Origin of the sequence: Affinundibacterium baiyunense (genome assembly GCF_018139645.1) — a bacterium.
In the GTDB taxonomy this organism is placed as follows: Bacteria; Pseudomonadota; Gammaproteobacteria; order Burkholderiales; family Burkholderiaceae_D; genus Undibacterium; species Undibacterium baiyunense.
Genome location: NZ_JAGSPM010000003.1, coordinates 15,884 through 41,915, shown reverse-complemented (window position 1 = coordinate 41,915; position 26,032 = coordinate 15,884). Strand labels below are relative to the sequence as shown.

General features: G+C 45.2%; 18 protein-coding genes. 2 read left to right on the top strand and 16 right to left on the bottom strand.

All coding sequences use genetic code 11. The features are described 5' to 3' along the window. Positions 1-19: 19 nt before the first annotated feature. From KDM92_RS05775 to KDM92_RS05755, 5 genes are all read right to left on the bottom strand, one after another. A complete protein-coding gene (locus KDM92_RS05775; protein ID WP_212683457.1) occupies positions 20-466 on the bottom strand; it encodes an SRPBCC family protein in 447 nt (148 codons plus the stop codon). 220 nt (positions 467-686) lie between these two features. Further along, entirely contained in the window at positions 687-1,970 is a 1,284-nt protein-coding gene (locus tag KDM92_RS05770) for an RNA polymerase sigma factor (protein WP_212683456.1), read from the bottom strand. A gap of 372 nt (positions 1,971-2,342) precedes the next feature. Next, the gene (locus KDM92_RS05765; protein WP_212683455.1) at positions 2,343-3,302 is read right to left on the bottom strand and encodes a DUF6624 domain-containing protein; all 960 of its coding nucleotides are present in this window, start codon (positions 3,300-3,302) and stop codon (positions 2,343-2,345) included. A gap of 472 nt (positions 3,303-3,774) precedes the next feature. Next, positions 3,775-4,581 carry an acyl-CoA thioesterase gene (locus KDM92_RS05760; protein WP_212683454.1) on the bottom strand — a complete coding sequence of 269 codons (807 nt, stop codon included), beginning with the start codon at positions 4,579-4,581 and terminating at the stop codon, positions 3,775-3,777. A gap of 292 nt (positions 4,582-4,873) precedes the next feature. Further along, on the bottom strand, positions 4,874-5,656 hold the full coding sequence (locus tag KDM92_RS05755) for a putative signal transducing protein (protein WP_212683453.1): 783 nt from the start codon (positions 5,654-5,656) through the stop codon (positions 4,874-4,876). A gap of 321 nt (positions 5,657-5,977) precedes the next feature. Between KDM92_RS05755 and KDM92_RS05750 the strand changes: the two genes are divergently transcribed. After that, positions 5,978-9,628: a DUF4214 domain-containing protein gene (locus KDM92_RS05750; RefSeq protein WP_212683452.1), complete on the top strand. Its 3,651-nt coding sequence runs from the start codon at positions 5,978-5,980 to the stop codon at positions 9,626-9,628. Positions 9,629-9,938: 310 nt separating this feature from the next. Here KDM92_RS05750 and KDM92_RS05745 read toward each other — a convergent pair whose 3' ends face one another. The 11 genes from KDM92_RS05745 to KDM92_RS05695 all read right to left on the bottom strand — a co-directional run bounded on the left by KDM92_RS05745 (position 9,939) and on the right by KDM92_RS05695 (position 23,890). Then, positions 9,939-10,646, bottom strand: coding sequence for a hypothetical protein (locus KDM92_RS05745; protein WP_212683451.1), 708 nt, complete (start codon positions 10,644-10,646; stop codon positions 9,939-9,941). A 271-nt stretch (positions 10,647-10,917) separates the two neighbouring features. Further along, positions 10,918-11,487: a hypothetical protein gene (locus KDM92_RS05740; protein ID WP_212683450.1), complete on the bottom strand. Its 570-nt coding sequence runs from the start codon at positions 11,485-11,487 to the stop codon at positions 10,918-10,920. 657 nt (positions 11,488-12,144) lie between these two features. Further along, positions 12,145-12,282, bottom strand: coding sequence for a hypothetical protein (locus KDM92_RS05735; RefSeq protein ID WP_212683449.1), 138 nt, complete (start codon positions 12,280-12,282; stop codon positions 12,145-12,147). 175 nt (positions 12,283-12,457) lie between these two features. Further along, entirely contained in the window at positions 12,458-13,858 is a 1,401-nt protein-coding gene (gene asnS / locus KDM92_RS05730) for an asparagine--tRNA ligase (RefSeq protein WP_212683448.1), read from the bottom strand. Positions 13,859-14,412: 554 nt separating this feature from the next. Continuing rightward, complete coding sequence (dut, locus tag KDM92_RS05725) at positions 14,413-14,862, bottom strand: dUTP diphosphatase (RefSeq protein WP_212674323.1); 450 nt, start codon at positions 14,860-14,862, stop codon at positions 14,413-14,415. Positions 14,863-14,918: 56 nt separating this feature from the next. Next, a complete protein-coding gene (locus KDM92_RS05720; RefSeq protein WP_212683447.1) occupies positions 14,919-15,509 on the bottom strand; it encodes a hypothetical protein in 591 nt (196 codons plus the stop codon). Beyond that, positions 15,510-16,712: a bifunctional phosphopantothenoylcysteine decarboxylase/phosphopantothenate--cysteine ligase CoaBC gene (gene coaBC / locus KDM92_RS05715; protein ID WP_212683446.1), complete on the bottom strand. Its 1,203-nt coding sequence runs from the start codon at positions 16,710-16,712 to the stop codon at positions 15,510-15,512. Between the two features lie 10 nt (positions 16,713-16,722). Continuing rightward, positions 16,723-17,241: a signal peptidase II gene (gene lspA / locus KDM92_RS05710; RefSeq protein WP_212683445.1), complete on the bottom strand. Its 519-nt coding sequence runs from the start codon at positions 17,239-17,241 to the stop codon at positions 16,723-16,725. Positions 17,242-17,470: 229 nt separating this feature from the next. After that, complete coding sequence (gene ileS / locus KDM92_RS05705; RefSeq protein ID WP_212683444.1) at positions 17,471-20,371, bottom strand: isoleucine--tRNA ligase; 2,901 nt, start codon at positions 20,369-20,371, stop codon at positions 17,471-17,473. Positions 20,372-20,443: 72 nt separating this feature from the next. Further along, positions 20,444-21,412: a bifunctional riboflavin kinase/FAD synthetase gene (locus tag KDM92_RS05700; RefSeq protein WP_212683443.1), complete on the bottom strand. Its 969-nt coding sequence runs from the start codon at positions 21,410-21,412 to the stop codon at positions 20,444-20,446. A gap of 327 nt (positions 21,413-21,739) precedes the next feature. Further along, positions 21,740-23,890 carry an HzsA-related protein gene (locus tag KDM92_RS05695; RefSeq protein ID WP_212683442.1) on the bottom strand — a complete coding sequence of 717 codons (2,151 nt, stop codon included), beginning with the start codon at positions 23,888-23,890 and terminating at the stop codon, positions 21,740-21,742. Between the two features lie 387 nt (positions 23,891-24,277). Between KDM92_RS05695 and KDM92_RS05690 the strand changes: the two genes are divergently transcribed. Next, positions 24,278-25,915, top strand: coding sequence for a hypothetical protein (locus tag KDM92_RS05690; RefSeq protein ID WP_212683441.1), 1,638 nt, complete (start codon positions 24,278-24,280; stop codon positions 25,913-25,915). Positions 25,916-26,032: the final 117 nt, after the last annotated feature.

Genomic DNA, 26,032 nt, shown 5'->3' with positions numbered 1-26,032 from the left:
ACAAATGAATTGAAATTATTTATCCAGCGATTTCTGGCTCTACCAACTTCGCCAATTGTTCTAATGATTCTTGCCACCCCAAGTAACACATCTCTACGGGAATCATTTCGGGAATGCCGCTCTGAGTGATATTTAATTCGGTGCCGCAAGCGACCGCTTTGAGCGATACCTCCACGAGTAATTCTCCTGGCAGATTCGGGTCTTCAAATTTGTCGGTATAACGCAGTAATTTCCCTGGGATTAATTCTAGATATTCACCACCGAACGCATGTGAATGGCCGGTTGAAAAATTTTCGAACGACATGCGGAAAGTGCCACCCACCTTGGCATCCATGTGATGGACAGTGCAAGTGAAGCCATATGGAGCAACCCATTTTGCCATAGCGGCTTGATCTAAAAACGCACGATAAACCTTGTCAGGGTTTGCTTTGAGAACGCGGTGAAGTTGAACAGTACCAGTTGTCATCGAGATATCTCCTTTTTGTTGAATTGTTGATTATTGATGTTAATTTGCTTGGGAAAAAAGCAAAGCTCGTGATGTGAAAGCAATACTTTGTAGTTTAATTTGTTCCCAATCTACTACTAGTCGAACGGCAAAACTTCAAATCGACACTAGCTCAAAAATATTTTGAATTATTTGCGCACTGGCTAGCAAAACTTATTGATTTCCTTTCTTTGACTCTAGGCTAGCCCGAAATTTCGCTTATTAAGCGATTCATTTCGGCGATGCGTTTCTGTAAAAAACGCTGCTCAGCACCTTGCTTAGTTAAGGCGAGCGCATGTTCGTAAGCGCATTTTGCTTCTTGGTAGCGAGCCAAACGGCGATACAAGTCTGCCTGCGCGGCGTAGGCTAAGTGATATTTTTGCAGAGATTCTTCTTCTAAAAGTTGGTTCACTAAAGCTAGACCGCTCGCCGGACTATCGTGCATTGCAACAGCCACTGCGCGATTGAGTGCAACGATAGAACTGGGCTCCAGGCGAAATAGAGCGTCGTACAAACCGACGATTTGAGCCCAATCGGTGTCAGCACTTGTTGGTGCTTCCGCGTGCACAGCAGAGATTGCGGCTTGTAAGCTGTAAGCGCCGAATTTCTTTGTGCGTAGTGCTTGTTCAGCCAAGGCACATCCTTCTGTAATCAATGCGGCGTCCCATAAACTACGATCTTGTTCATCGAGCGGAACTAAATCATCTTGCATATTGATACGCGCCACGCGGCGTGATTCATGTAACAACATGAGTGCCAATAGCCCCATAATTTCTGCTTGCTCAGGCAGTAATTGACGTAGCAAACGCGCTAAGCGAATCGCTTCGTTCGACAGGTCATAGCGGGTTAGCGTATCTCCACTTGAGGCAGAGTAGCCCTCGTTAAAAACCAAATAAATTACACGCAAGACACTAGCTAGTCGCGCAGGGAGTTCCGTTGCATCTGGTACTTGGTAGGGAATGCGCGCATCGCGAATTTTGCTCTTGGCACGCACAATACGTTGTGCCAAAGTTGGTGTGGGTAGCAAGAACGCACTGGCAATTTCTTCGGTAGTCAAGCCGCAAACTTCACGTAGTGTCAGTGCGACTTGCGCATCAAATGCCAGACTAGGATGACAACAAGTAAATACTAAACGTAGCCTATCGTCTTCAAGCATGATTTGTTCTTGTAACTCATCCCAAGAGGGTGTCTCGTCCGCAATGCTTTCCGCTTGCTCTAGTGCGTCATCCCATGCGGTAAAACGTTGATTGCGCCGAATACCGTCAATCGCCTTGAAGCGTCCCGCAGAGATCAACCATGCGTGTGGGTTGGAAGGAATACCCTGTATTGGCCATTTCTCGACAGCCACTCTAAACGCCTCATGTAGTGCTTCTTCCGCCAAATCAAAATCACCGAGTAAGCGCACCAAGCTTGCAAAAATCTGCCGCGACGATTGCCGATAAACTTGGTCAATGGTCGAAACAATGTCGTGATTGGTAGTGTGCATACGACGCGCGTGGCTGATTAATAGAATTTACATTATCTGCGCAAGTGGATTCAAAATGTAAATTTAAGTTGATTTCGACAAATTGCACTTGGACGAAAACTAATCAGAGCAATCTAAACTAAGCCTAGAAAAAGAGCAGAGCTGGAATGTGCGTTCTGAATAAACTCATACAAGAATCTAGATTTGCGTTGCTGTGAAATTTCTGATGTCTATTCATTAGCACATCAGCTACCTGTGTATTACGCTGTTCGATAGTCGTTTGATCAACAAGAGTTTCTTTTGTGATCAAACGACGCAAAAAATAATTGCTCATCATGGGCACATGTCATACGGCATGATAAGTCTTCGGCTAATTCTATTTGTCTAGCAAGTTCATTTTTTTGCTGCCTTGCGAGCCTCGTCTTCAGCTAGTGATTTTTTGTAACTTTCTAGATCCCAAGTGAGGTTCCAATTCTGCAGATAGTCAGCGATGGGTCCAAGTCCAACTGAGGCGCGACGCTCATCGAGTCGATCGGGGTCTTCAACTGGCATCAACTTGGTTACGCCGTCGACTGTTTGTAATTGGCTGCCATATAGCTGCTTCTTGCCTAAACCGAAGGCAAGATAACGATCTTCGAGCAAAGCTAAACTGGATGCGCTGGCCTTTTTCTCTTGGACTGCTTTACGCATCATAGGAAGATACTTTTCCCATACTGCTTTATTCGCGTGTTGAACGACTAAGAATAAAGTAGAGCTGGCTCTTTCGCCTACTTGTTCGGGGCCTAGCCAGCCCTTGCTATCTAAAATCTGGGTGACACGTTTCAAGTTGGCCGCATCAAGTCGCTCGATTTCGTCCCAAGTTGCTTTGACTTGCTCAGATTTCTCACCATATTGTTTGATGATTGCGTCTATGCCAGTTCGCAGTTTTTGATCTGCGATAAAGATGTCTTCTAGCTCTTTTTTGAGCGCGTGATCATAATTTTTCTCACGTGCAGCTAGCTTGGCTTGTAGCTTATCAAGCATGATTGGCCACTCAGGACGATCATGTAAAGATTGCAGATCGGTATCTGCCTTCAAGTGGTCGATATTCCACCAATTTTTATCGATCGATTTATTCAGCCAAGTGAATGCGAGATCATGTTGACCTGCAAGTGCCGCAGCGCAGGCTGCATCATAGTATTCGCCACGATTTGCATCTTTCTTTGCAAATATCGCTTCAAAAACCTTGACTGCTTCGGCATACGATTTTTGATTTAACAGACGTTTCGCTTGGCTCATAGTGGCGCTCTCCTGCTGCGCCAACGAAGGAAAACTGAGTGCCAGTGAAATAATGAAAACTAATTTCTTGAACATGGATTACTCCAATCACTTGATTTGAAAAAATTGAATAGGGCGATTTGAAAGATACATCGAATTTGTATTTTTACCCATACCAATTGCTCGCTTTTTAGTGGAGTAATTTTATCAGAATAAATTTTAATTTATGCAAATCATCGCTCAGCAAGAGTAGCTTTGAACTTGGCCAAAATGGATGAGTATGATCAATGATTGTGATTAATAGTATGAAGGGGGGAGCAATAGCTCGCAGGGGAATGACGCCATTCGGTCATCCTCTGCAAAAACAGAAACCCAACTTAATTTCTGCAACAAATAAGCAAAGAAAAGAATTGTTCGCCACGAGCGAACACTGGATGACGCGATGTTGTTTTGGAGATTTGCATCCTAAGGCAAGATTACGTCTCGCAGTTTACAGACAAATGAGGGATTAATTACGTCTTACCGTGTTTACTAGCATCGCTTCAAGTCAACACATAAAGAAAATACCTCAAGCAAACACAGTCACTGTCTGGCGGCTAATTGCTACGAGTTGACCATACTCATTCCAGACTTCAGCTGCGATGTGGCCATAGCCATTGCGCGCGGCATCTGTGTGTGCACGATATTGCCACCATGGATTTGCTTGTTGCGACAAGGTCGCCTTGTCTATGTTCGGAAACTCTAAAGTCCAAGTCAAGCTACTGGCAGGATTTGGGCGGTCTAGCATTTGTAGAATCGCTGGTGGCCAAGCGTCGATCAGTGCAATTAAACTCAACAGTGGCGCACGGTTAGCACTCACCTCAGCGCTATCGTTCCAGCGCATCCAGCCATTGATATGTGACTTGGATGACGCACTAAACGGCAAATCACAATCGGTATACCGAAAGTCAATCTTGCGGGTAAATTCGGGGATGACTCCTTCGAGATAAGGAAAGGATAAGCCATCTTTGATGTCACCAAAATCGGGCGCAGTCTCACTCGTGACGACCACTTGCGAACTACGTGCCACACCAAAACTAGCGAGCGCGCTTAAGACGACTTTACCTTGTTGCAGTAAATGGCATTGCATTTGCGTGACCGATTTTCCAGCGCGCAGTATCTCAGCTTTAAATTCCACTTCACCCACTTCAACAGGCGCAACAAACGAAATCGTCAGTGCGCGCAACTTGGCTTCGCCCGTCAAGCGCGCTTGCATATGCGCGACAGCGAGAGCCGCCAAAATGCCACCAAAAATAGCGCGACCTTGCCCCCAACCTGGTTCCATCTGCACGAGCGAAGATTGCTCGGCTTGTACTAACATAGCTTCAAAACTCATTGATATCTCTCTTGGTCATTTCAATCTATCTAACGTGGATAAAGTTTAGCAAAATTTTGTATGCGTAATTGATATGCGTAAAATTGTATTTCCAAACATAGATTGCCGTGTTAGCAAAATTATTGCGAATTCTTCTGATATTTCGTAGGTTGAACGCAGCTTTATTGGGCTTACGTGTGTCGGTTGGAAACGGTGAAAAAGATAAAATGAGTGTGAAGTTTTAGTCTTTATCTCAAGCGGTTCGTCAGTTCGCAAAGATTGTGTTTTCCCCACTTGATTTGGCTACATTGATTTAACGTAGGTTGATTTCACCGTTTTCGTCATAGGTCTCTTTTTTATCCATAACTCTATCGAGATTTGTATCGATTTCACATACCTTGACTTTCCCGAGATGAATTGAACAGATTTTTTTGGCGTAGCCTGAATAGACATTGATGTATTCAATGGAAGTAGCAACGCCGAATTTGAAATTAGTGATGAAATCACTGAAGTGATCTCCATCGGTATCGGTTTTCATTTGAGTGATATTGCCATTTTCGTAGCTCGCAGTTGACTCAAATGTTCCGTCAAAGTTGTCATCGAACTCCGCCCTTTCAATCAGTCCATTTTTGTCGAAATGAAAGACAAGATCTAATTTTCCATCGAGATTTCGATCAACTTCATTGAGGAGCGCTACTCCGCTGGGACTGTATGTCCATTGATCGTCTAAGCGGCCATCATAGTTATAGTCATAGCCACTTCTATCATATGGTGTCCTTGAGAATGCGTATGCCAATACTAAGCCTAGTAGTAGACCCAAAAAAATCAAACCAAGCGAGCTCTTTCGAGTTCGAGTTGGGATGAGATTTGATGACACATAGGTTTCTTGGGATTGATTCCACTCATCAATGATATGTTTCGCATTGGCGAAGTCGGATTCAGCTACAAGTATTCTTACGAGATTATGAGCGGGCAAGTCTCCAACGCCACCTTGTAAAAATTCGCCTTCAATAAAAGCGTTTATTTCATGTTGCTCCAGCATATTTTTTACCATGTGGGCTTCGATAATATTGCTGGCTTGATAGATTGTTTGCATCGTGAGAGTTGGTTGGAAGTGATTGCTCTATTCAGGTTCGTTTGTTATTTTTTTGCGCTGTTGATTTAATTTGTCCGTATCAAGTTTATATCGGATTGTTAATCAAAGACTTAAAACGTCTTATCAGGAAAATTGGCCTGGATCAGACTAAGTGAAAAAATAAAATTGTTTAATTTCATCAGTTGTCCTTAGCCCTCTTTTCATTCAAGCTTTCATATTTTTTAAGTGATAACGGTATAATGACAAAGTCATAGAAATACATTTTTATTTTTAATATTTATATTTGTGAAAATAATTCATACTTGAATGTAAAGGTAGCGCATGAGCTTGTCTTCTGAAATTTTGCAAAAAATCTATATCGCTTATTTTAATCGGCCAGCTGATGTAGCGGGGCTGAAGTATTGGATTGGACAATTGGAAAGTGGGGCGTTAACTTTTGCGCAAATAGCGCAAAGTTTTAGTGAGCAAGCTGAGTATAAGAAAGAGTATAAAGATAAGTCACTAACAGATGTCGTTAGCACATTATATAAAAACTTGTTTAATAGGTCACCTGATTCTGACGGTCTTAATTATTGGGTTGGACAAATTGAGAAGAGAAAAGTTGATTTGGGTGGTGCTGCATTATCCATACTAAATGGTGCACTGCAGGGTACCGATGATTTTAAAATTATCTCTAACAAGTTAAAATTTTCTGAGAACTTCACTAATAACTTGGTGCTTAATTCTTTCGCGGATAACTATAAAAATGCTGAAGCTTTTGCGATAGTCAGGCAAGTGTTGTCGAACGTAAATGCGGATCCAAGTTCAATTTTTCAATTTATTCCATCATTGACTGGAGGTGGATCGACTACTCCAGGTTCCAGCGCAGGAGCTGCAATACAAGCGATAAAGATTCTTGCAGCGGCCTCCGGAATTAACTCTGATGAGGTGAAACAAGGCTTTCCAATTGAGGTTTCTTTAGCAGATGGTGCCAAACTAGGGGACTCTCTTCAATTACTGAGAAATTCGGCACCAATTTCGGGTATTAACGTTCATGTTATTAGTGCTGCAGATATCGCACTCGGTAAATTAACTATTTTGGTTCCACCTAATTTGAATTGGGGTGTGGATGGCAATCAAATCATCTCGATAAAAGTAACTAGTGCTAATGGAATTGTCCGTGACACCTCCCCCACGCTCTCTTTTAACTTAGATACTACACCGCCAACAAAACCACGCGACTTTAGTTTAACTACGAGCTGGACGACTGCGTCACCCGTAGGTCTAGATTACTACACGTCAAAATTAAAAGTAGGTATTAAACCTTTTGAGAGTTCAGGTGGGTATGCTGTGATTGTTGTCCATGGAAAAGAGCTAGCACGAGATTCGATCATTTTATCGAATGATGACTTGATTGAATTTAATATGGGTTATAAAGAAGGAAAAGAGTTTTATCAGGCATTTTACTTGGAGAGTTTTAACATAGAAATTGCGCTTTATGATCAAGCTGGCAATAAGGTTTCTCATAAAGGCATTAATGATTTAGGAATACTCAATTTTAATTACCCGCAGGGTAAACCAGCCACTAATTTACAATTTACCGCAATTGGGGGAAGTGTAGAAAATAATACCCTTAACTCAAGCAATACTGGTTTTAGAGTCAGTGCGAAGATTGATGCTTTAGACTATTTCAACGGCAAGGCATTTTTAAAATTAAATGGCAATGTGATTGCGAGTGATGAGATTATTTTGTCTACTGATCAGACAGTGGATTTTCTAGTTCAAAAGTCGAGTTTTAACGAGCTTAAACAAGTTGTGTCTCAAGGTGGGACTTTGAGTGTGAGCGTTAATGATTTGAATCAAAACGCAATTGCAGGGGAATCTACAATTAATTTGGTTGTTAAAGACAGTGCCCCTAACGGAACAGGAACAGGCACAGGAACAGGCACAGGAACAGGCACAGGCACAGGAACAGGAACAGGAACAGGAACAGGAACAGGAACAGGCACAGGCACAGGAACAGGCACAGGAACAGGCACAGGAACAGGCACAGGCACAGGCACAGGCACAGGAACAGGAACAGGAACAGGAACAGGAACAGGAACAGGCACAGGCACAGGAACAGGCACAGGAACAGGCACAGGAACAGGCACAGGCACAGGCACAGGAACAGGAACAGGAACAGGAACAGGAACAGGCACAGGCACAGGAACAGGCACAGGAACAGGAACAGGAACAGGCACAGGAACAGGCACAGGCACAGGAACAGGAACAGGAACAGGAACAGGACTTGTAGCCAGCGACATAATTGTCGTTTATGTGAAAGGTAGTTTCAGTGGACAATCTCAATCTCAATTAATCGATACCCGGGATTTACTGGCAACGCTAAGTGCAGGCATTTCTACCAATGTTGCAGTGGGGGGGCGTGCCGAGTTTTACTTTGGAGGTAAGTTAATTGCCACGGATAGTGAAATTAAAAAAGGTGACTACTCTGTTGATTCTATATTGGGAAATGATGGCATAAAGCTTTCTGAGTATTTTCCTAAGAGTGACTTTTTGAGCGTTAAACTTTATAACGCGAATAATCAAATGGTGGATACTGCTGTTCGACCATTTGTTATGGTCAATACCAAAAATGAGATTAACTTGGCAACAGTAAATTACTTGGAGCTTTTTGGGAAAATCACACCGTCTAGTCTCACTTTTAGTTATCAGCAGCCGGATAGAGAGATTTTTAAAATTCAAGTTGCTACGTCCAATATTCCTAGCAATACGTCAAAAATTAAGTTGTTATTGGGGTCGAATTATCTGGCAGACGGCTATCTAGTTGAGGGAAAAAGTAATACCGTCGAATTCAATTTCGATCTTCAGATGCGAGATGCATTTGGTATGAATGGTTTTAAAGTTGCGTATATAGATAGCAATGGCAATACTTTACAAACAACTGGAGATTTGCGAAATGTTTGGTCAAAAAGTAGTTATGGTTCTACCTATGTCGGTCCTTCTGCTATCACCGATATTCAAGTTCAAGCTGTTGGTGGAAATGTCGTATATCAGACATTTAATGCAAGTAATACTGGCCTTGTTGCAAGCGCAAAAATTAGTGGCAGTGATTATGCAGGTGGGCGAGCCGAATTGCATTTTAATTTCGACTCCAAAGCTATCGCAGTAGATGATCAAATTGCTAGTTCAGATACTAGTGTTAATTTTTCACTCAGTTCTGCCAATCTGAATTCTATTCTCAATAAAGATTCCAAATTTAGTGTTTGGGTATATAACGCCAAAGGTGAGTTGAATGGCGTTCATACTCAATACACTATTAAGCAAGATTTTAAGGCACCAGATGCCCCTAGGAAGCTTTTTATTTCTGACGGTGCTAATGGTACAAAAAATGTTGAGCTGCAAATAACTGCAATGCAGAGCACCGGCGGTAAGGCAATTCTTTCTATCGATAATCAGTTGTTGGCTCAAGACAATTACATTAGTAGTTCCGACGGGCTTCTCGATTTTAATTTAACTAAAGCCAATGCTGACAAATTAGCAGTCGCAATAGGTCAAGGCAAAGCAGAAGTCACGCTTTTTGACGCTGCGGGAAATTCGGTCTCAAAGAATCTTCAGTCACTTATGATATTTAACGATTCGGCTAGTAGTTTAATGGGAGATATCACGCCACCAACTGCAAAAGAGATATCGATTAAATCTCGGTATGTCCCAACATCCACGAATCCATTTAATCGAGAAGTGGTGTTCAAATTTTCTGAATCGATAAACAAACTAACTCAATTATCTTTTATTAATTCAAATAATATAGAATTGAATAAAGATGTGTTCAAAGTTGACAGTAGCTTGTTGAGTTGGAATGCCGCAGGAAATGAACTCACATTAAGGTCGGGTGCAAGTGATAATTTCTTTTATGCAGAAAAAATCACGGTCATTGGTGTTCAAGATTTGGCAGGAAATATTTCAGATATCACTTTTAATCTTTCTCAATGAAGATCTTATGGCGGACCGAAATGTAGGTGGATAGGTATTTTGACGAAGCACGCGTAAACATGTTTTCGCAGCCTTTATTGAAGTGAACTTCCCCTAATTTCGTTCCCCAACATAGATTGCCGTGTTAGTGAAATTGTGGCGACTCCATTGAGTGATTCGTAGTGTGGACACAGCTTCATCGTGCCCACGCATGACGGTTGAAAAAGATTGAAAAAATAAAAAAGCAAGACAAGGTTTAATTCGGTGTGCGCAAGCAATCAGCATAAGTACAAAAAGTGTAGTGAACTTAAATGGCTGCCCCAAATTGGCCTCATTGGCACCAATTATTTTTTTGTGCGGGATCAGCCGTGTCGCACTGGAGAGTGATGTCATCTAAGAAGAAAGCTCGGCTGGATTGACGTTTTTTCCAAGTTACCTTGGCCTTGACATTGCTAAAGTCATTTAACCCGGTGCTTATTTTGATTTTTCCATTCAGATAATTGGTGCTGTATTCGGATCTTTCGCCAGTGCTTCGAGAAGACTCGGAACGATCATAGCCTATCAATTGAAATCGCGTTCCCTGCAGGCGAAAAGTGAATTTTTCATCGACCACGCCATAGCTACCGCAGCTTCGCCAGTCTTGCAAATTAATGGTGAGATTACCTCGCTCAATTGCGATACCTCCGTTCGCTAAGGGATCTCCCAAACATCCCATATCTTCAACATGCTCGCTTGGTAGCAATGCGTCTCGGCGTATAAGTTCTTTGAACCCATTCTGCGATCCCAATAGAACAATTAGACGACGCGGATTAAGATTCAGTATCGATGGCCCAGATCCGCTATTTGCTTTGAAGTTGTCAGGATTTTTCTCTTCAATCACAAGTACCACGTCCTCAATTCCGTCGCGGTTCAGGTCTCCTTTCTCACTGTCGATGAGTTTCCAATTATTAGGAACCCACTTGCTAAAAGGCTCATCGGTTTGAGCGAAAGTTGGAGTGGCAAAGAATACTAGCAGCAGAAAAAAATTGTTTCTTAACATTGAGAACCTCTTTGAAATGATGCTTATCTACTGCAACTGCATAAGTTGGAAATGAGGAGTAAACATTAGCTTATTGTAAGTTGTCGTCTTAATTCAAGTGTTGAGGCAAAAGTGTGCTTGTTTAGCTTAGGCGGTGAACAATAATGCTCTTCAACCAATTTGGAGTTTAGCTTAGTGAAATGTCTAATGGCGGATAAAACATATGTCTTGAAGGGACAATCAATTGCCGTCCCTGCGTGATACGGTTGTTGACGATAAATGAAGCAGGTAATCAGCAACGTAGCTTAGCGATGGGCCAATTGTGGTTTTGATCGCCCTCTATGCCGGGAAACCCGCCACTCTTTAACGAACGATCAATGTGTTCCAAAAACGTCTCTGTTACAGGCGATGCGTTGAGAGGAGGATCATTTGCCACGGCAGGAATACTTATCGAGTATGGCGCTCCTCCGCTAACATTGGCCTTGTGCAGCTCGTCTGGCGCAATAATGATTTGAAACGGCTTGTCATACTCAAGATGGTTTCCGTGCTCGTCTTCAAAGTAGTAGAGCGCATAGGAAGCTGGATAGACGATCAGTGGGTCAGGGCAAAATTCAGTCTCAGTCCAAGAGGGATGGTGACCAGTCAAATTGACGCTTCCTACCTGCCGCCAAAAAAGTTTCAATGCTTCTGGAATTTCGCCAACCTCACGCTCAATCTTTTCGATGATAGTTTCGGTTTCAATTTCAGGCCCTGGAAATACTTGTGTGGGGTCTTCGAATACGTAGCCCATATTGCGCAGGCGCTCGATCAAGATGGCAATTCTTTGTCCAAGTAAGTCTATTTGAGAACGCATGGTAGTCATTTGTCAGAATTGTTAGGGATGAGCCCGCAGCTATTGAATAGTTTGTTATTGGTAATTATTGTTGCGTGAGCAGGTAAGTTTATTGGAATGGCTATAGCAAAATAGTCATGCACTTTTCCGTGCCTCTGACGGTTTGTCTCCATGATATTTCACATGAGGACTTACGAAAAGATTGCACCTTATCAGTTTTTGGTTTTTTTGATTTCGGGTGTGTAGGTCTAGAGGAATTATTGCGAATTCATCGGATAGGGCGTAGGGTGGGCACAGCTTCATCGCCACGTGGGCACAAAACCCGTGCCCACCGTACATGATTCAGCGATGTCCCATATTTCCAATAGACGCGGATCGGTCATGATTCGTAACCTTGGGCATTATCGACGCCGAAGCGTGCAGCACGGAGGGGAACAATGCGGCGAGCTTTGGGGCGACTGAATATTGGATTTGTCAGGTTCATTCTTTCGCCTCTTGTTTGATGGTGATAGCAGGCTTGAGACGAACCCATAGTCTATCTTTCTTGTTGAGTTCAATTTCAAGAATTTCAGTGTTTCCTTCTTTATGGTATCGGATATCCGCGACACTCATCGCATTTAGCTCATAGAGCACGGTAGTCTTTTCCCTGAGAGTCAGGCGAACGTCTTTGTATGAAGGGGCGATGGCTCAGGACAGGGAAATTTCGTTGAGAGAAAACTCGTATGCTGCATCGTTATATACCCAAGGAACGTCTTCATCGCGGAGCTTAGGCTCACATTCGAAGAAAGTTAGTAGATCAAGTTCCTCCGCGGGGATTTTGTTCATGACATGAACCTAGCGTTCATTAATTTGCAAAAATGAACTGTAACGCGGATTATTTAAAAGATCAATTTGTTTGAAGTTTCATCAAGCCTGAGTGGCACTTGATTCGAATGATCACCAATAACAAAAAAGGGCGACCCAAAAGTCGCCCTTTTTCATTCAAACTCAAACCCAAAAATTAGAACCGCACATTCCCCGGCGTACGCGGAAACGGAATCACATCCCGCACATTACCCACACCAGTGATGTAAGACACCGCACGTTCAAAACCTAAACCAAAACCTGCGTGTGGTACTGTGCCGTAGCGGCGCAGGTCGCGGTACCAGTAGTACGGTTCTTTTACCAAGCCGACTTCTTCCATGCGCGCGTCTAATACGTCTAAGCGTTCTTCACGTTGTGAGCCGCCGATGATTTCGCCTATGCCTGGGGCTAAGATGTCCATCGCTGCTACTGTTTTTCCGTCGTCGTTCATGCGCATGTAGAAAGACTTGATGTCTTTTGGATAGTTTTGCAGAACCACTGGGCCGTTGACGTGTTTTTCAGCGAGGTAGCGTTCGTGTTCAGATTGCAGATCGGTGCCCCATGACACTGGGTATTCGAATTTTTGACCACAGTTTTGCAAGATATTGACTGCTTCGGTGTAGTCCATGCGAACGAATGGTTTGGCGATGATGTTTTGCAGTTTCGCGATCACGCCTTTTTCTACGCGCTCTTCGAAGAAGGCCATATCGTCTGCACGTTCGTTCAATACTGCGGTGAACACATATTTCAACATCGCTTCAGCGAGGTCGGCATTTTGTGCCAAGTCTGCGAAAGCGACTTCAGGTTCTATCATCCAGAACTCAGCCAAGTGACGGCTGGTGTTGGAGTTTTCTGCGCGGAAGGTTGGGCCGAAGGTGTAGACCTTAGACAATGCCATGCAATAGGTTTCTACGTTCAACTGACCTGAGACTGTCAAGAAAGTTTCTTTGCCGAAGAAGTCTTTGCTGAAATCTGGTTTGCCTTCTGGTGTTTTTGGGAAGTTCATCATATCCAAGGTGGATACGCGGAACATTTCGCCTGCGCCTTCGCAGTCAGATGCGGTCAAGATCGGTGTGTTGACCCAGTAAAAGTCTTGCTCATGGAAGAAGCGGTGAATCGCTTGTGCAATCGAGTGACGTGTACGTGCCACTGCGCCCATGATGTTAGTACGCGCGCGCAAGTGAGCGTTCTCGCGCAAGAATTCCATGCTGTGCGGTTTTGGTTGAATAGGGTAGGTGTCTGGGTCTTCGACCAAGCCAAATACCTGCACGCTTTCTGCCTGCATCTCAAAACTTTGACCGCCACCTTGCGATGGCACGATATTGCCTGTTGCAGCAAAGGATGCGCCTGCAGTTAAGTGCAAGACTTCGGCATCGTAGTTAGACAAAGTATTCGGTACCACGATTTGTAAAGTGCCGAAGCAAGAGCCATCGGTGAGTGCCAAGAAAGACACGCCCGCTTTGGAATCGCGGCGGGTACGTACCCAACCTTGAACGGTGACGCTAGTGTCACTTGGGGCTTTGCCGTTGAGGACGTCTTTGACGCTGAAAGTTGCCATGTTTGTTTTCTCCATTTCTAAGCGAGATTTGGGAATTGACCTGTTTGGTCAACACCTTAGAAATCTCTTGTGGCGCATATGATAGCCGTTTGCGCCGTTAAAACCAATTTTGTTGGTTGATGGTTTGCCTCAGTTTTTGTTAAGTGAGGCTTGGGTGTTGCTTTGATTGTTACTTACTTCCAAAACTTATTGCTTCAATTTATTTTCTTTATTGTTTGGCGCACTTAAGAAAATTCAGTTTGCTGTAATGTCTGTCATTCCCACATGCTCTTAGCGGGAATCCAGTGGCTTTGCTTGATTAACGAGAGACACTGGACTCCCTCCTTCGCGGGAGCGACGGTAAAGCAGCTCGTAGGGCGGGTGTAACGAAGTCATAGCTACCAGTTTTAGCTCCCTCTCCCGTAAGCGGGAGAGGGTTGGGGTGAGGGCGATTCTGTAATCTGCAATGATTGTTTGGCTTGTCTCTCATTTCTTACCGCCCACCAAAATGTCTGCTTGCTGAACTACCCTCATCCCAACCCTTCTCCCGCTTGCGGGAGAAGGGCTTTAGTTCATTAATGCTTACCCGTACTACCAAATCCACCTTCGCCACGTTCACTTTCGCCGAACTCTTCTACGATGTTAAAACCTACCTGCAGCACCGGCACGATGATCAGTTGTGCTAGGCGTTCCATGGGGTTGAGCGTGAAAGCGTTTTGTCCGCGGTTCCATGTGGAGATCATCAACTGGCCTTGGTAATCAGAATCAATTAAGCCCACTAAGTTGCCAAGTACGATGCCGTTTTTGTGACCCATGCCGCTGCGTGGCAAGATCATGGCGGCGTAAGCTGGATCGCCGATATGGATCGCTAAGCCAGTTGGAATTAACACCGTTTCGCCAGGCTGGATAGTGATCGCTTCGTCTATACATGCACGTAAATCAAGGCCAGCGCTACCTGGTGTCCCGTAGGCAGGGAGTTGGTCTTTCATGCGTGGGTCTAGGATTTTTAGGTCTATGTTTTTCATTATTTTGAAATTTTTATTGATGTCGAAATTGGTTCTGAAAATAAGAGAACAAGTGCTTAATTTATTTTCATGGGTGAGTTGTTGGTATTTACTTCGAATATTTCTAAACCGTTCTTGCCCCAAAGGAGGTATGTGCTGTACCGTTCATCGGGGATAATCTGATCATCTATCTCATCGACCTCAGAAGAAGTTAACCACCCAATAACGCCTCGTTCATATGGAAGTGATTCGTGCAAGTGTTTTGCTAGTGATACGAACCACTCATGTACTTGCGGTTGCCAGGTTTGGTGATCTGAACTCTCAAAAGGATACCCGCCGACTGGAAAGAATTGTGCGAGCGAGCCCATTGGTATTCCCGCATATAGCCAAACGCCATCTTCGTCCTCAATAACTGAAGTACCGAAGGCAAATTTCTTTCCATCGTTCAGTTCAGCAATGCCGAACCTCGCCTCTGTGTCATTCGCAGATTTCTTTACTTGAAGTTCTGGTTCGATGTGATTGCTTGTGTATGGCCCGTCAATGAACGGAAATTGCCATAGTGCATTACTAATCTTGACCCTAATATTTTTTGATGAGTCATGAATCAGAATCAAAAGCTCGATGCTACCTCCACTCCATGCATCTGGTATCGTGAATACTCCCTGCATTTAGCATTTGCTCCGTTTCGCAATCTCATTCACCAACTGCTTCGCCAAGCTCTGCTTATCCGCCTTAGCCAAAGCCTGATGGCCCTTCGCATCAAACAACACCAACTCATTCTCATCTTTACCAAAAGTGTGATGACCAATGTTGCCGACTAAGAGGGGAATATTTTTCTTGATACGTTTGGCGGCGCCGTATTCGAGCAGGTTTTCTGATTCTGCTGCAAAGCCAACGCAGTAGGGCGCTTTGGGTAGTGCGGCGACGCTGGCGAGGATGTCTGGGTTTTGCACGAACTGTAGTTGTGGCGTGTCGCTATCGCTGGTCTTCTTGATTTTTTGATCGCTGGCATTCGCTACGCGCCAATCGGCTACCGCTGCTACGGCGATGAAAATATCTTGCGTGTTGACTTGCGCCATCACCGCATCGTGCATTTGCTGGGCGGTTTGGACTTGTTGGCGTTGTACGCCGTAAGGGGCATCTAAGGCAGTGGGGCCAGAGACCAGTGTGACGTGCGCACCCGCTTCCCATGCTGCTTGGGCGATGGCGTAACCCATTTTTCCGGAAGATAAATTGGTGATGCCGCGTACGGGGTCGATAGGTTCAAAGGTTGGGCCAGCGGTGATTAAGACGCGTTTGCCCGCCAGCGTTTTGCTTTGGAACGCGGCTTCAAGCTCTGCCAAGATTTGCGCTGGTTCTAACATGCGGCCCATACCGACTTCACCACAGGCTTGTTCACCAGTAGCGGGGCCGAAGACTTGTATGTCGTCTTGTTTGACTTGTGCCACATTGCGTTGCGTCGCTGGGTTGCTCCACATTTCTACGTTCATTGCAGGCGCGATGAATAAGGGTAAGTGAGCAGGGCGGGCGATGCAGAGTGTGGACAATAAATCGTCGCAGGCACCATGCGCTAATTTGTAGATAAAATTGGTGCTGCAAGGCGCGATCAAAATGGCATCGGCATCGCGTGTCAGATCAATGTGCGGCATGTTGTTGGCAATGCGCGCATCCCATTGATCGGTGTACACCGTATTGCCCGACAAGGCTTGCATGGTCACGGGCGTGATGAACTGTGTGGCACTCTGCGTCATGACGACTTGCACCGTTGCACCGAGTTTGCCTAGCGAGCGGCAAAGGTCCGCAACCTTATAACAGGCTACGCCACCCGTTAAGCCAAGGACGATTTTTTTACCAGCGAGTCGGGAAGCCATGATTGTTTCCTTATTTTTTTACGCGGCGTAATTCATCGAGAATAAACAAAGCCGCGCCCAAACAGATTGCGCTATCGGCTAAGTTGAACGCAGCGAAATGGTAAGTGTCTTTGTAATGGAAATCCAAGAAATCAATCACATGACCATACAGTAAACGATCAATCACATTACCGATGGCGCCGCCCATGATGAGCGCGAGTGACCAGCAAAATAGTTTTTGCGTCGCGTGTTTTTTGAGTAGCGCGGTGATGACGATGGAAGCGATTACGCCAATCGCTGTAAATAAATAACGCTGCCAGCCGCCTTCATTAGCGAGAAAACTAAATGCCGCGCCCTTGTTGTATACCAAAGTGAGATTGAAAAAGGATGTTACTGGATATAGCTCGGCGTAATGAAAGGCTTTCTCTATCGTGATCTTGGTGACTTGGTCGAGCAAAATCACAATGGCAGCTAAGCCCATCCAAACACCGAATAAACTGCCAGAAGATTTAGGTTTGCTTGAGAAGGTATTGGTTTTTTTAGTCGCCATATTTTTTCGATTTCATTTTTTAACTCCCCCCTCTCTCGCTTGCGGGAGAAGGGGCTTGTTCGTTCGTAGGGCGGGTGCAAGCCGTGCTGCTCAGGTGCTCGATGGCTTGGCGGCGCGAGTTGCACCTACCCTATTTTTTTGTTGTCACTCCTGCGCAGGCAGGAGTCCAGTGGCGTTCGCGGTGCTTTAAAAGACGCTGGATTCCCGCCTGCGCGGGATTGACATCGTTTTAAGCAAACTTACGATTTTCACCCGCACCAAACAAATTGCTATTGCAACGGCCGCACAAAGTTGGATGTTCAGCATTGACACCCACATCTGCACGATAGTGCCAGCAGCGCTCGCATTTTTGGTACTTGGATGCGTTGACTACTACCGTTTCTTCAGCTTCACTTGCCACTTGTTCTACGCTAGCAGCGGAAGTGATCAGTGTAAATTTCAAATCATCTTCAAGGCTACTCAAGACATTGAATTTATCGCCACTCGCTTTGATCAAGACTTCTGCCTGCAACGAAGAGCCAATCGCGCCAGAGACGCGCACTTCTTCTAACTGCTTAGTCACATCAGCACGCACGGCACGCAAACTTGCGTATTTCGCTTCCAAGGCTTCGCTGTTGGCGATGGCTGGCAGCTCGTAGTAAGTTTGTGTGAAGATAGTTTCGTCGCTGCCTTTGAACGCTTCTGCGCTCGCAAAACTTTGCCATGCTTCTTCTGCAGTGAACGACAAGGTTGGTGCCATTAAACGCAACAAGCTTTGTGTGATGTGCCAGATGGCAGTTTGTGCTGAACGACGTGCGAAAGAAGTTGTGCCGCTGGTGTACAAACGATCTTTCAAAATGTCTAGGTAGAAACCACCCAAATCTTCAGAGCAGAAGGATTGCAATTTGCTGATCACAGGGTGGAATTCGAAGGCGTCGTAGTGCGCCAAAATTTCTTTCTGCAATGCGGCAGTATGGGCGATCGCGTATTGATCGATCTCGAGCAAATCACTAGTGGCCACAGCGTCTTTGCTGAAGTCGAAGTCTGAAGTGTTCGCCAATAAGAAACGCAAGGTGTTACGGATACGACGATAGGCTTCAGTTACGCGTTTCAAGATTTCATCGGAGATCGAGAGTTCGCCGGAGTAGTCAGTCGAAGCTACCCACAAACGCAAGATGTCAGCACCCAAAGTGTCGAACACTTTTTGTGGTGCGATTACATTGCCTTTGGACTTAGACATTTTTTTGCCTTCGCCATCGACTACGAAACCGTGCGTGAGCAACGCTTTGTAGGGCGCGTGGCCGTCGAGCATCGATGCGGTCAACAAAGAAGAGTGGAACCAACCGCGATGTTGATCGGAACCTTCGAGGTAGAGATCAGCAGGGTAGGCGGATTGTTCTTTGTGTGAACCGCGCAAGACCGTGAAATGCGTTGCACCGGAATCGAACCACACGTCTAAGGTGTCGCGATTTTTTTCATACATTGGTGCTTCATCACCGATCAATTCTTCAACCGTGATGTTTTGCCAGGCTTCGATACCTTCTTTTTCGACACGCTTCGCAATCACTTCTAAGAGCTCTGGTGTACGTGGATGGATTTGTCCAGTTTCTTTGTGCAAGAGGAAAGCCATAGGCACGCCCCATTGACGTTGGCGCGACAAAGTCCAGTCAGGGCGATTCGCAATCATGCCGTGCAAACGGGCTTTACCCCAAGATGGGTAGAAGGCGGTTTGCTCGATCGCTGCCAAGGCAGTTTCGCGCAAACTAGCACCGCCTGCTTTAGGCGCGTTATCCATACTCGCAAACCATTGTGAGGTAGCACGATAGATGATCGGCGTTTTATGGCGCCAGCAGTGCATGTAGCTGTGGTCAAACATTTTGAGTGAGAACAAAGTACCTGCTTCACGCAATTTATCGCAGATCGGCTTGGATGCTTCCCAGATCGTCATGCCTGCGAAGAACGGCAACCAAGACGCATAGCGGCCATCACCCATGACTGGGTTGAGCATGGCGTCATCTTTCATGCCATGCGCTTTGCAAGACAAAAAGTCTTCGATACCGTAAGACGGTGCCGAGTGAACGACGCCAGTACCGGTTTCGGTGCTAACGTAATCGCCCAAGTACACCGGAGACGTACGATCATAGCCTTCATGCGTGGATGCTAAAGGATGTTTGAATTGCACCAGTGATAAAGCTTCACCCAAGCAGGTTGCGATGATTTCTGGCTGCAAATTCCAATTCGTGAAAGCGGCTTCAACCAAATCTTTCGCCATCAAGATCAAGCAGGGTTCACCATCACGCTCGGTTTTCACCAAGGCGTAAGTGATTTCTGGATGCATGTTCAAGGCTTGGTTAGATGGGATGGTCCACGGTGTCGTGGTCCAGATCACGCAATAACCTTTGTCGAGTGGTAGTTTGTCTAAGCCGAAAGCTTTGGCAATTTTGGCGTTTTCTTCGCCGCCCACAAACGGAAAACCAACGTCGATGGATGGATCGCGTTTGTTTTCGTATTCGACTTCGGCTTCGGCCAAAGCAGAGCCGCAATCAAAACACCAGTTCACTGGTTTCAAACCACGATACACATAGCCTTTGTCGAATAATTGGCCGAGCGCACGGATTTCGTCCGCTTCGTTACCGAAAGCCATGGTCTTGTATGGATTATCCCATTCGCCCAACACACCCAAACGGATGAAGTCAGCTTTTTGACGTTCGATTTGTTCTTCTGCATACGCACGTGCCTTGGCTTGCACTTCGGCGACAGGTAGGTTTTTACCATGCAGTTTTTCGATTTGGATTTCGATCGGCATACCGTGGCAATCCCAGCCTGGTACGTAAGGCGCATCAAAGCCACCCAAGGTGCGCGCTTTGATGATCATGTCTTTCAAGATTTTGTTAACGGCATGACCGATGTGGATGTCACCATTCGCATACGGAGGACCATCGTGCAAAATGAATTTTGGACGACCTTTGGCCGCTTTGCGTACGCGTTCGTAAATTTTCTTTTCTTGCCAGTTTTTTACCCATTGTGGTTCACGCTTAGCGAGATCGCCGCGCATAGGAAATGGCGTTTCCGTCATGTTGACAGGGTACTTATTTGCCTGATCTTTAGCTGGTTTTGCGGATTCTTTTTTTGCTTGCTTATCGTTAGACATAGTCGTTTCGCTTCAATTTGAAATCTAAAATCGGTATAAAAATGTTGAATGGGAGAGGACGCAAGGCGTCCTTCAAATTCGGTCTGTGGCGGAGCCGTTGCGTTGCTTGAAATAGCTACGCGCTTGATCGGCGTCGCGGTTGATCGCGGCCGTTAAGGTCGGTAAGTCGACATATTTTTCTTCGTCGCGCAGCTTTTGTAAAAACTCGACGTGGATGATCTTGCCATAAGCGTCGACATGTTGATCGAGAATGTGGGTTTCGAGTAATACCCGACCACTATCATCGACCGTCGGACGTACACCCATGCTGGCGACCGCAGGCAAAGGCTGTTCACTTAAGCCATGCACTTGCACCACAAAAATGCCCATCACGGCCGGTTTATGATGCGCGATGCGCAAGTTCAAAGTCGGAAAACCCAAAGTGCGACCGAGTTTTTGACCGTGCACAACGTGACCAGAAATTTGATACGGGCGACCAAGTAAATGTTTGGCTTCGTCAAAATCGCCTGAAGCTAAAGCAGCACGTACTGCAGACGAAGAAATCCTCTCGCCATTACGCTCGACAGTATTCATGGTTTGCACAACAAAACCATAACGCTCGCCTGCTTCCTTTAATGTATGGATATCACCAGCCCGTTTCGCACCAAAGCGGAAGTCGTCGCCGACCATGACTAGCTTGACGTGCAGCCCATCGACCAAAATCTTTTGGATGAATTCTTCTGGGCTGAGTGCAGCAAAATGTGCATTGAAGTGTTCAACAATCACGCGGTCCACACCAGCTTGATCGAGTGCCGACAAATTATCACGCAAATTCGCAATCCGACTTGGTGCTTTGGATAAGTCGCCTTGCAATTGTGCAAAGAAAGCGCGCGGGTGTGGTTCAAAACTCATTACCGCGGCATCGACGTTCAGACGTGTCGCGGCTGCGCGCAAGTCGGACAACAAAGCCTGGTGCCCAAGATGTACGCCATCAAAGTTGCCAATCGCCAAAGCGCAGGGGGCGCGTGAAGCAGCATTGGGAAGTCCACGGAAAACCTTCATAGGTCTGAATTCTTAGTTAAATTGCATGTTTAAGCCAATCTTGTGCCGCGATTCTGCGTGGCAAAAAAATGGCTTAACAAAAACCTTTGATTATAAAGGCATTTAGCTCTGAACAAGCTTGTATTTGTCCGTTTTTGCGATGCAGCAGGATGCAAATTCCTCATTTGGATTCGACTTTGTATCAGGTAAGTCAAGTAATGCGGTTTTGTAGCGTAATTTTTTGTGTTAAAACCTTGTAAGTTGATCTTAAAATTCACTAAATTTAGTCAAGTCTCGATAAACTTCAATTTATTTGGGTGCTTTGCATGATTGATGATTCATGGTGATTTACCTTGCTAATTTCCAGCGTCTTATCAGTTCCCGTAAAGCCTCTGGTTGATTGATCGGAGCGGGGAAGTTTGCTTGATCACGATGATTAACCCCATGACAAGAAGCACAGACCCGAATCTCTCCAGCTTTGAAAGTGATCCAATTTCGCTCTCTGACGATCGCCTGACCTTGCTGGTCAGTTGTTTGCCAAGTTAGTGCACGTTCTGCTGGCACTAAGGCTGCTGTGGAACCATCTTTGGCAATGATGACACTGCTTTTAGGTTGGGATCGCGTTGAATTTTCTGAGTTTGTGCTGAGATTAAGCGGATGAAAGTCTCTAATCGTTTGTGCAAGATGCCTGCGTCCCGCTCGATCAGCGTAAGCACGTACTTGCTCTGCTTGAAGAATTTGGAAATGCTGGATCGAATAAAGTTTGCCGTCGGGATTTATTGCCGACAGTGTTTTAATGCCACCCGGAACTTGTAGATTGTACGGCTGTTGCAAGTCTGCACGATCTCGGCTGGTTTGATTGCGCGTGATAATGAGTGCCAGTTGATTTCGTTCAAGCCAACGCCGCAATTCGGTCTCATCAATTTTCTCCGCATCTAGAATACTTTTTTCTGGTGCCTCTAGCTTTGGCAATTGTGTTGGCACTTTCCTGCGTGGCTTTAATTCAACTGGATCGAGTTCCCACAGATCTCCTTGATAATGACGTAACTGTTCGCCATCCCACCAGCTTAGTGATTTGTGTATGCCCTTAGTTAGGGGCGTTGCCGCCGTGTAGTGTCTAGAAGTGGTATCTATCTCTAAATATTTTAGGCGCAAGTCTCTTAAGCTTGTTTCTGGTTCTGGTGGCAATTGATTGCTTGTATGACTTGCGATTAGCTTGCCATCGGAGAGGGGGAGTGGATTTCGATAACGTCCATCTTTTAAGTTATCCGATTTGTCGAAACGAGTTACGGCAAGGATTTGCATTTGCTCTGGATTAATGTCTGGTCTGGCATTGACTTTGATGATGCTATCGGTGGTAAATGATGCTGATTCGCGTGCGTTAATTCCAATCAATACGCCAGGTTCAAGTGGGTCTTCACGTAGGTGAAAAATACCGCCTTCACGCCTTAGTGCGAGACGATTGCGATGTAATTCTTCACGTGTGCGTTTGCTCAAATTTTTATCATGCATGAAGCTTGGTGTGAGATAGCCAAAAGAGAGTTCATGTAATCCAGCGTGGTTAATGGTTTCTTCATTTCCGCCGTCTTGATCAATCTGCCAAATGCTAAAGAAATTGCTGCGAAATGCATGAACCGTACCATAAGGGCTTTCGCTGCCAACTCGTGATTCTGGAAATATTTCTTCTCGACTTTCAAGTTGTTTTGCTTGTGCTGTTTCGTCGGCATAATTAAATGACTTGAATGGCAGTGCAACACCGTTACGGCTAGCGTCCCGATCTCGATCGGCCAATTGATCTTGCTGTAAATGATCCCAGCGTGTGAATATAACTCGCCCAGCATGGTCGATAATCGGTGTAAATGCTCCGCTGGGTGTATGACTTAATAAGCGTAATTTACCGCTGCTAGGATTAAGTTTCCATAGTCCAGAAATGCTAGGCGTCGCTTCGTATTCATCCAACTGTGGGTATAAATGTATATCACCTGTACGTGGTCTATCTGATGTAAAAATGATTTCTTCATCATCTGCATAAATCGGCGATACATTATTGAATCGCGCATCTTGATTTTTTACTTTTTGGATCACCGCTTTTTGATTTTTTTCTAATCCACTTATCTCATAAAGCTGCCAGCGGAAACCTGAGCTTGCCTTGGTTTGTAGCGCTTTCGATCGTGGTGGAGATCCCACAAGCATACTAAATATCGCCTTTTTGCCAGCCGGATGTACCGATGGTTCTCTCACCGCGATTGCTCTATCCAATTGCAAACCTGACATACCATATCCAGCTTCGGCGGTGAGATTACGCAAGCTACCGTCAGGATAAAGCAACATCAAATCACCACCACGCGGCACATCTTGAACACTGGTGCGATGATTGGCAAATGCCGAGAGTCGGGTATTGTTGTCGTGATCGACCGGCACTTGTGTAACAAATAGAATCGGTTTGCTGCTTTCTACTGCAAGTCGCTGATTTACTGTTGGCTCACTGAGTAAGGCCAAATCTGATTTTGTATCGAGGTGAGAGTCCTTCGGTTTCTCGCACGCACTCAAGTAACACAATGAAATCAAAAGTAGCGTAATTTTGGAACAAATATGCATATAGGTGATCAATGTAAAAAGCCGCTACAAAAAATTGATGTTTGTTTGCGTTGAATACTTATTTAATAAGTTCAATGTTGGTGAGATGTTGAGATGGCTAATTGGTGAAATCTTACTTGAGTTTTTTCACAAACTGCGCCAATCTTATTAATCTTAATATGCAAAGCGGTAAAATTTTTATCGCCATCATCCAAAGTTGTGCGGGTGAAGTGTAAATTAATGCCCAAATTAACCCCAGAAAGAACGCGTTAATAAGTGGGTTCACACGAATAAAAGACGAGACAGAAAATGACAAGATCTAAAATAGCACCTGTAAAAAATGCGTGGTATCGGTCTAAACAAAGGGTCGGCTTAACCCTCGCTTCAACGCTTGCGGTCGCATCAATAGTTGCGGCATGTGGAGGCTCTGGTGGCGGTAATGCGGTAACTTCGGTGCCCGGCAATGGTAATGGAACCGGTACGACCAATCCTAATCCAGTTGGTCCGCCATGGTTAAGTCATGGCGGCAATGCGCAACACGACGGTTTGTCTGCGGTGGCGACGCAAGCTTTTTCACGTATTGTGTGGCAGACACCGGTTGACCTTGCTCCCAAGTATTCGACACAAGGCTATTTGCTGGTCCACTATGGATCACCCGTCATCACTGCAAAAAACACCGTGATCTTGCCCGTGAAGTCAGAGGCAGATTTAATGTATCGCTTCGAGGCGCGTAATGGAAATGATGGCAAAGTACTGTGGTCAGAAAATACGGATTACATTATGCCTCCGCATCGTTGGACGCCAGCGTACAACCTTAGTCTGGCGGCAAATAATCGTGTGTATGCACCGGGTGCTGGTGGCAAAGTGTTTTACCGTGAGGATGCTGATGCGATTAGCGGTACCTTGAAGGTGGCAGTGTTTTATGGCGAGGCAGTTTATAACGCCAATAAAGCCGCGATGGATAAAGCGGTAATGATTAACACCCCCATCACCATCGATGCGCAAAACAATGTTTATTTTGGCTTTATTGCGACGGCGGGTAATCCGGCTGGCTTAAGCAGTGGGGTTGCGCGGATTGCTGCAGATGGCAAGGCTAGCTGGGTCAGTGTCGCTCAATTAGCTCCCGGAACTGGAGTAGCGAAACCAGCAACCAATAGTGCATTTGCAGTATCAAAAGACCAAAAAACTTTGTATGTTGTAGCTAACGATAATATTGCTACCGGGGTGCGTCAAACAGGCTATTTGTTAGCGCTTGACGCATCGAGCTTGGCATTAAAGTCAAAAGTACAGTTAATTGACCCCAATGAGAATGGGGCTGCCAATATCTCTGACGACAGTACAGCATCGCCGCTGGTGGGACCCGATGGCGATGTTTATATTGGTGTCTTAGAAAAGACGTATGGTTCACACAATGCACGTGGTTGGCTGTTGCACTTCAATGCCGATTTGTCGCAAACGAAATTGCCTGGTTCTTTTGGTTGGGATGATACGCCATCCATTGTGCCGGCAAATTTGGTTCCCAGTTACAAAGGAAGTTCGTCTTATTTGTTGATGGTGAAATATAACAATTACGAACGCGCAGGTTCTGGAAATGGGATGAATGAAATAGCAATTATTGATCCGCATACTTCGCAGGATGATGAGTTTGCTAACGTTAAAGTCATGAAAGAAGTGATCACCATGCTAGCCCCTACACCAGATCCAAATGTACCAGGTGGCTTTATTGAATGGTGCATTAATACCGCCGCTGTCGATCCATTTACCAAATCAGTGATTGTTAATAGCGAGGATGGTTATCTGTATCGTTGGGATCTAAGTACCAATGCTTTGAGCGAAAAGATACGCTTGACGAGCGGACTAGGTGAGTCTTACACCCCGACCGCTGTGGGTGCTGATGGAAAAGTGTACGCGATCAACAATGCAATTTTGTTTGCGATTGGTAAATAGAAGTAAATTTAGCAAATTTACTTGTTCTATCTTGTTGATAATTTTGCCGAGGATAGTGCAGAAGAACTTGCAGACGGTTAGGGTTTCTTCTCGGCAAAATTTTATACTTTGATGTAT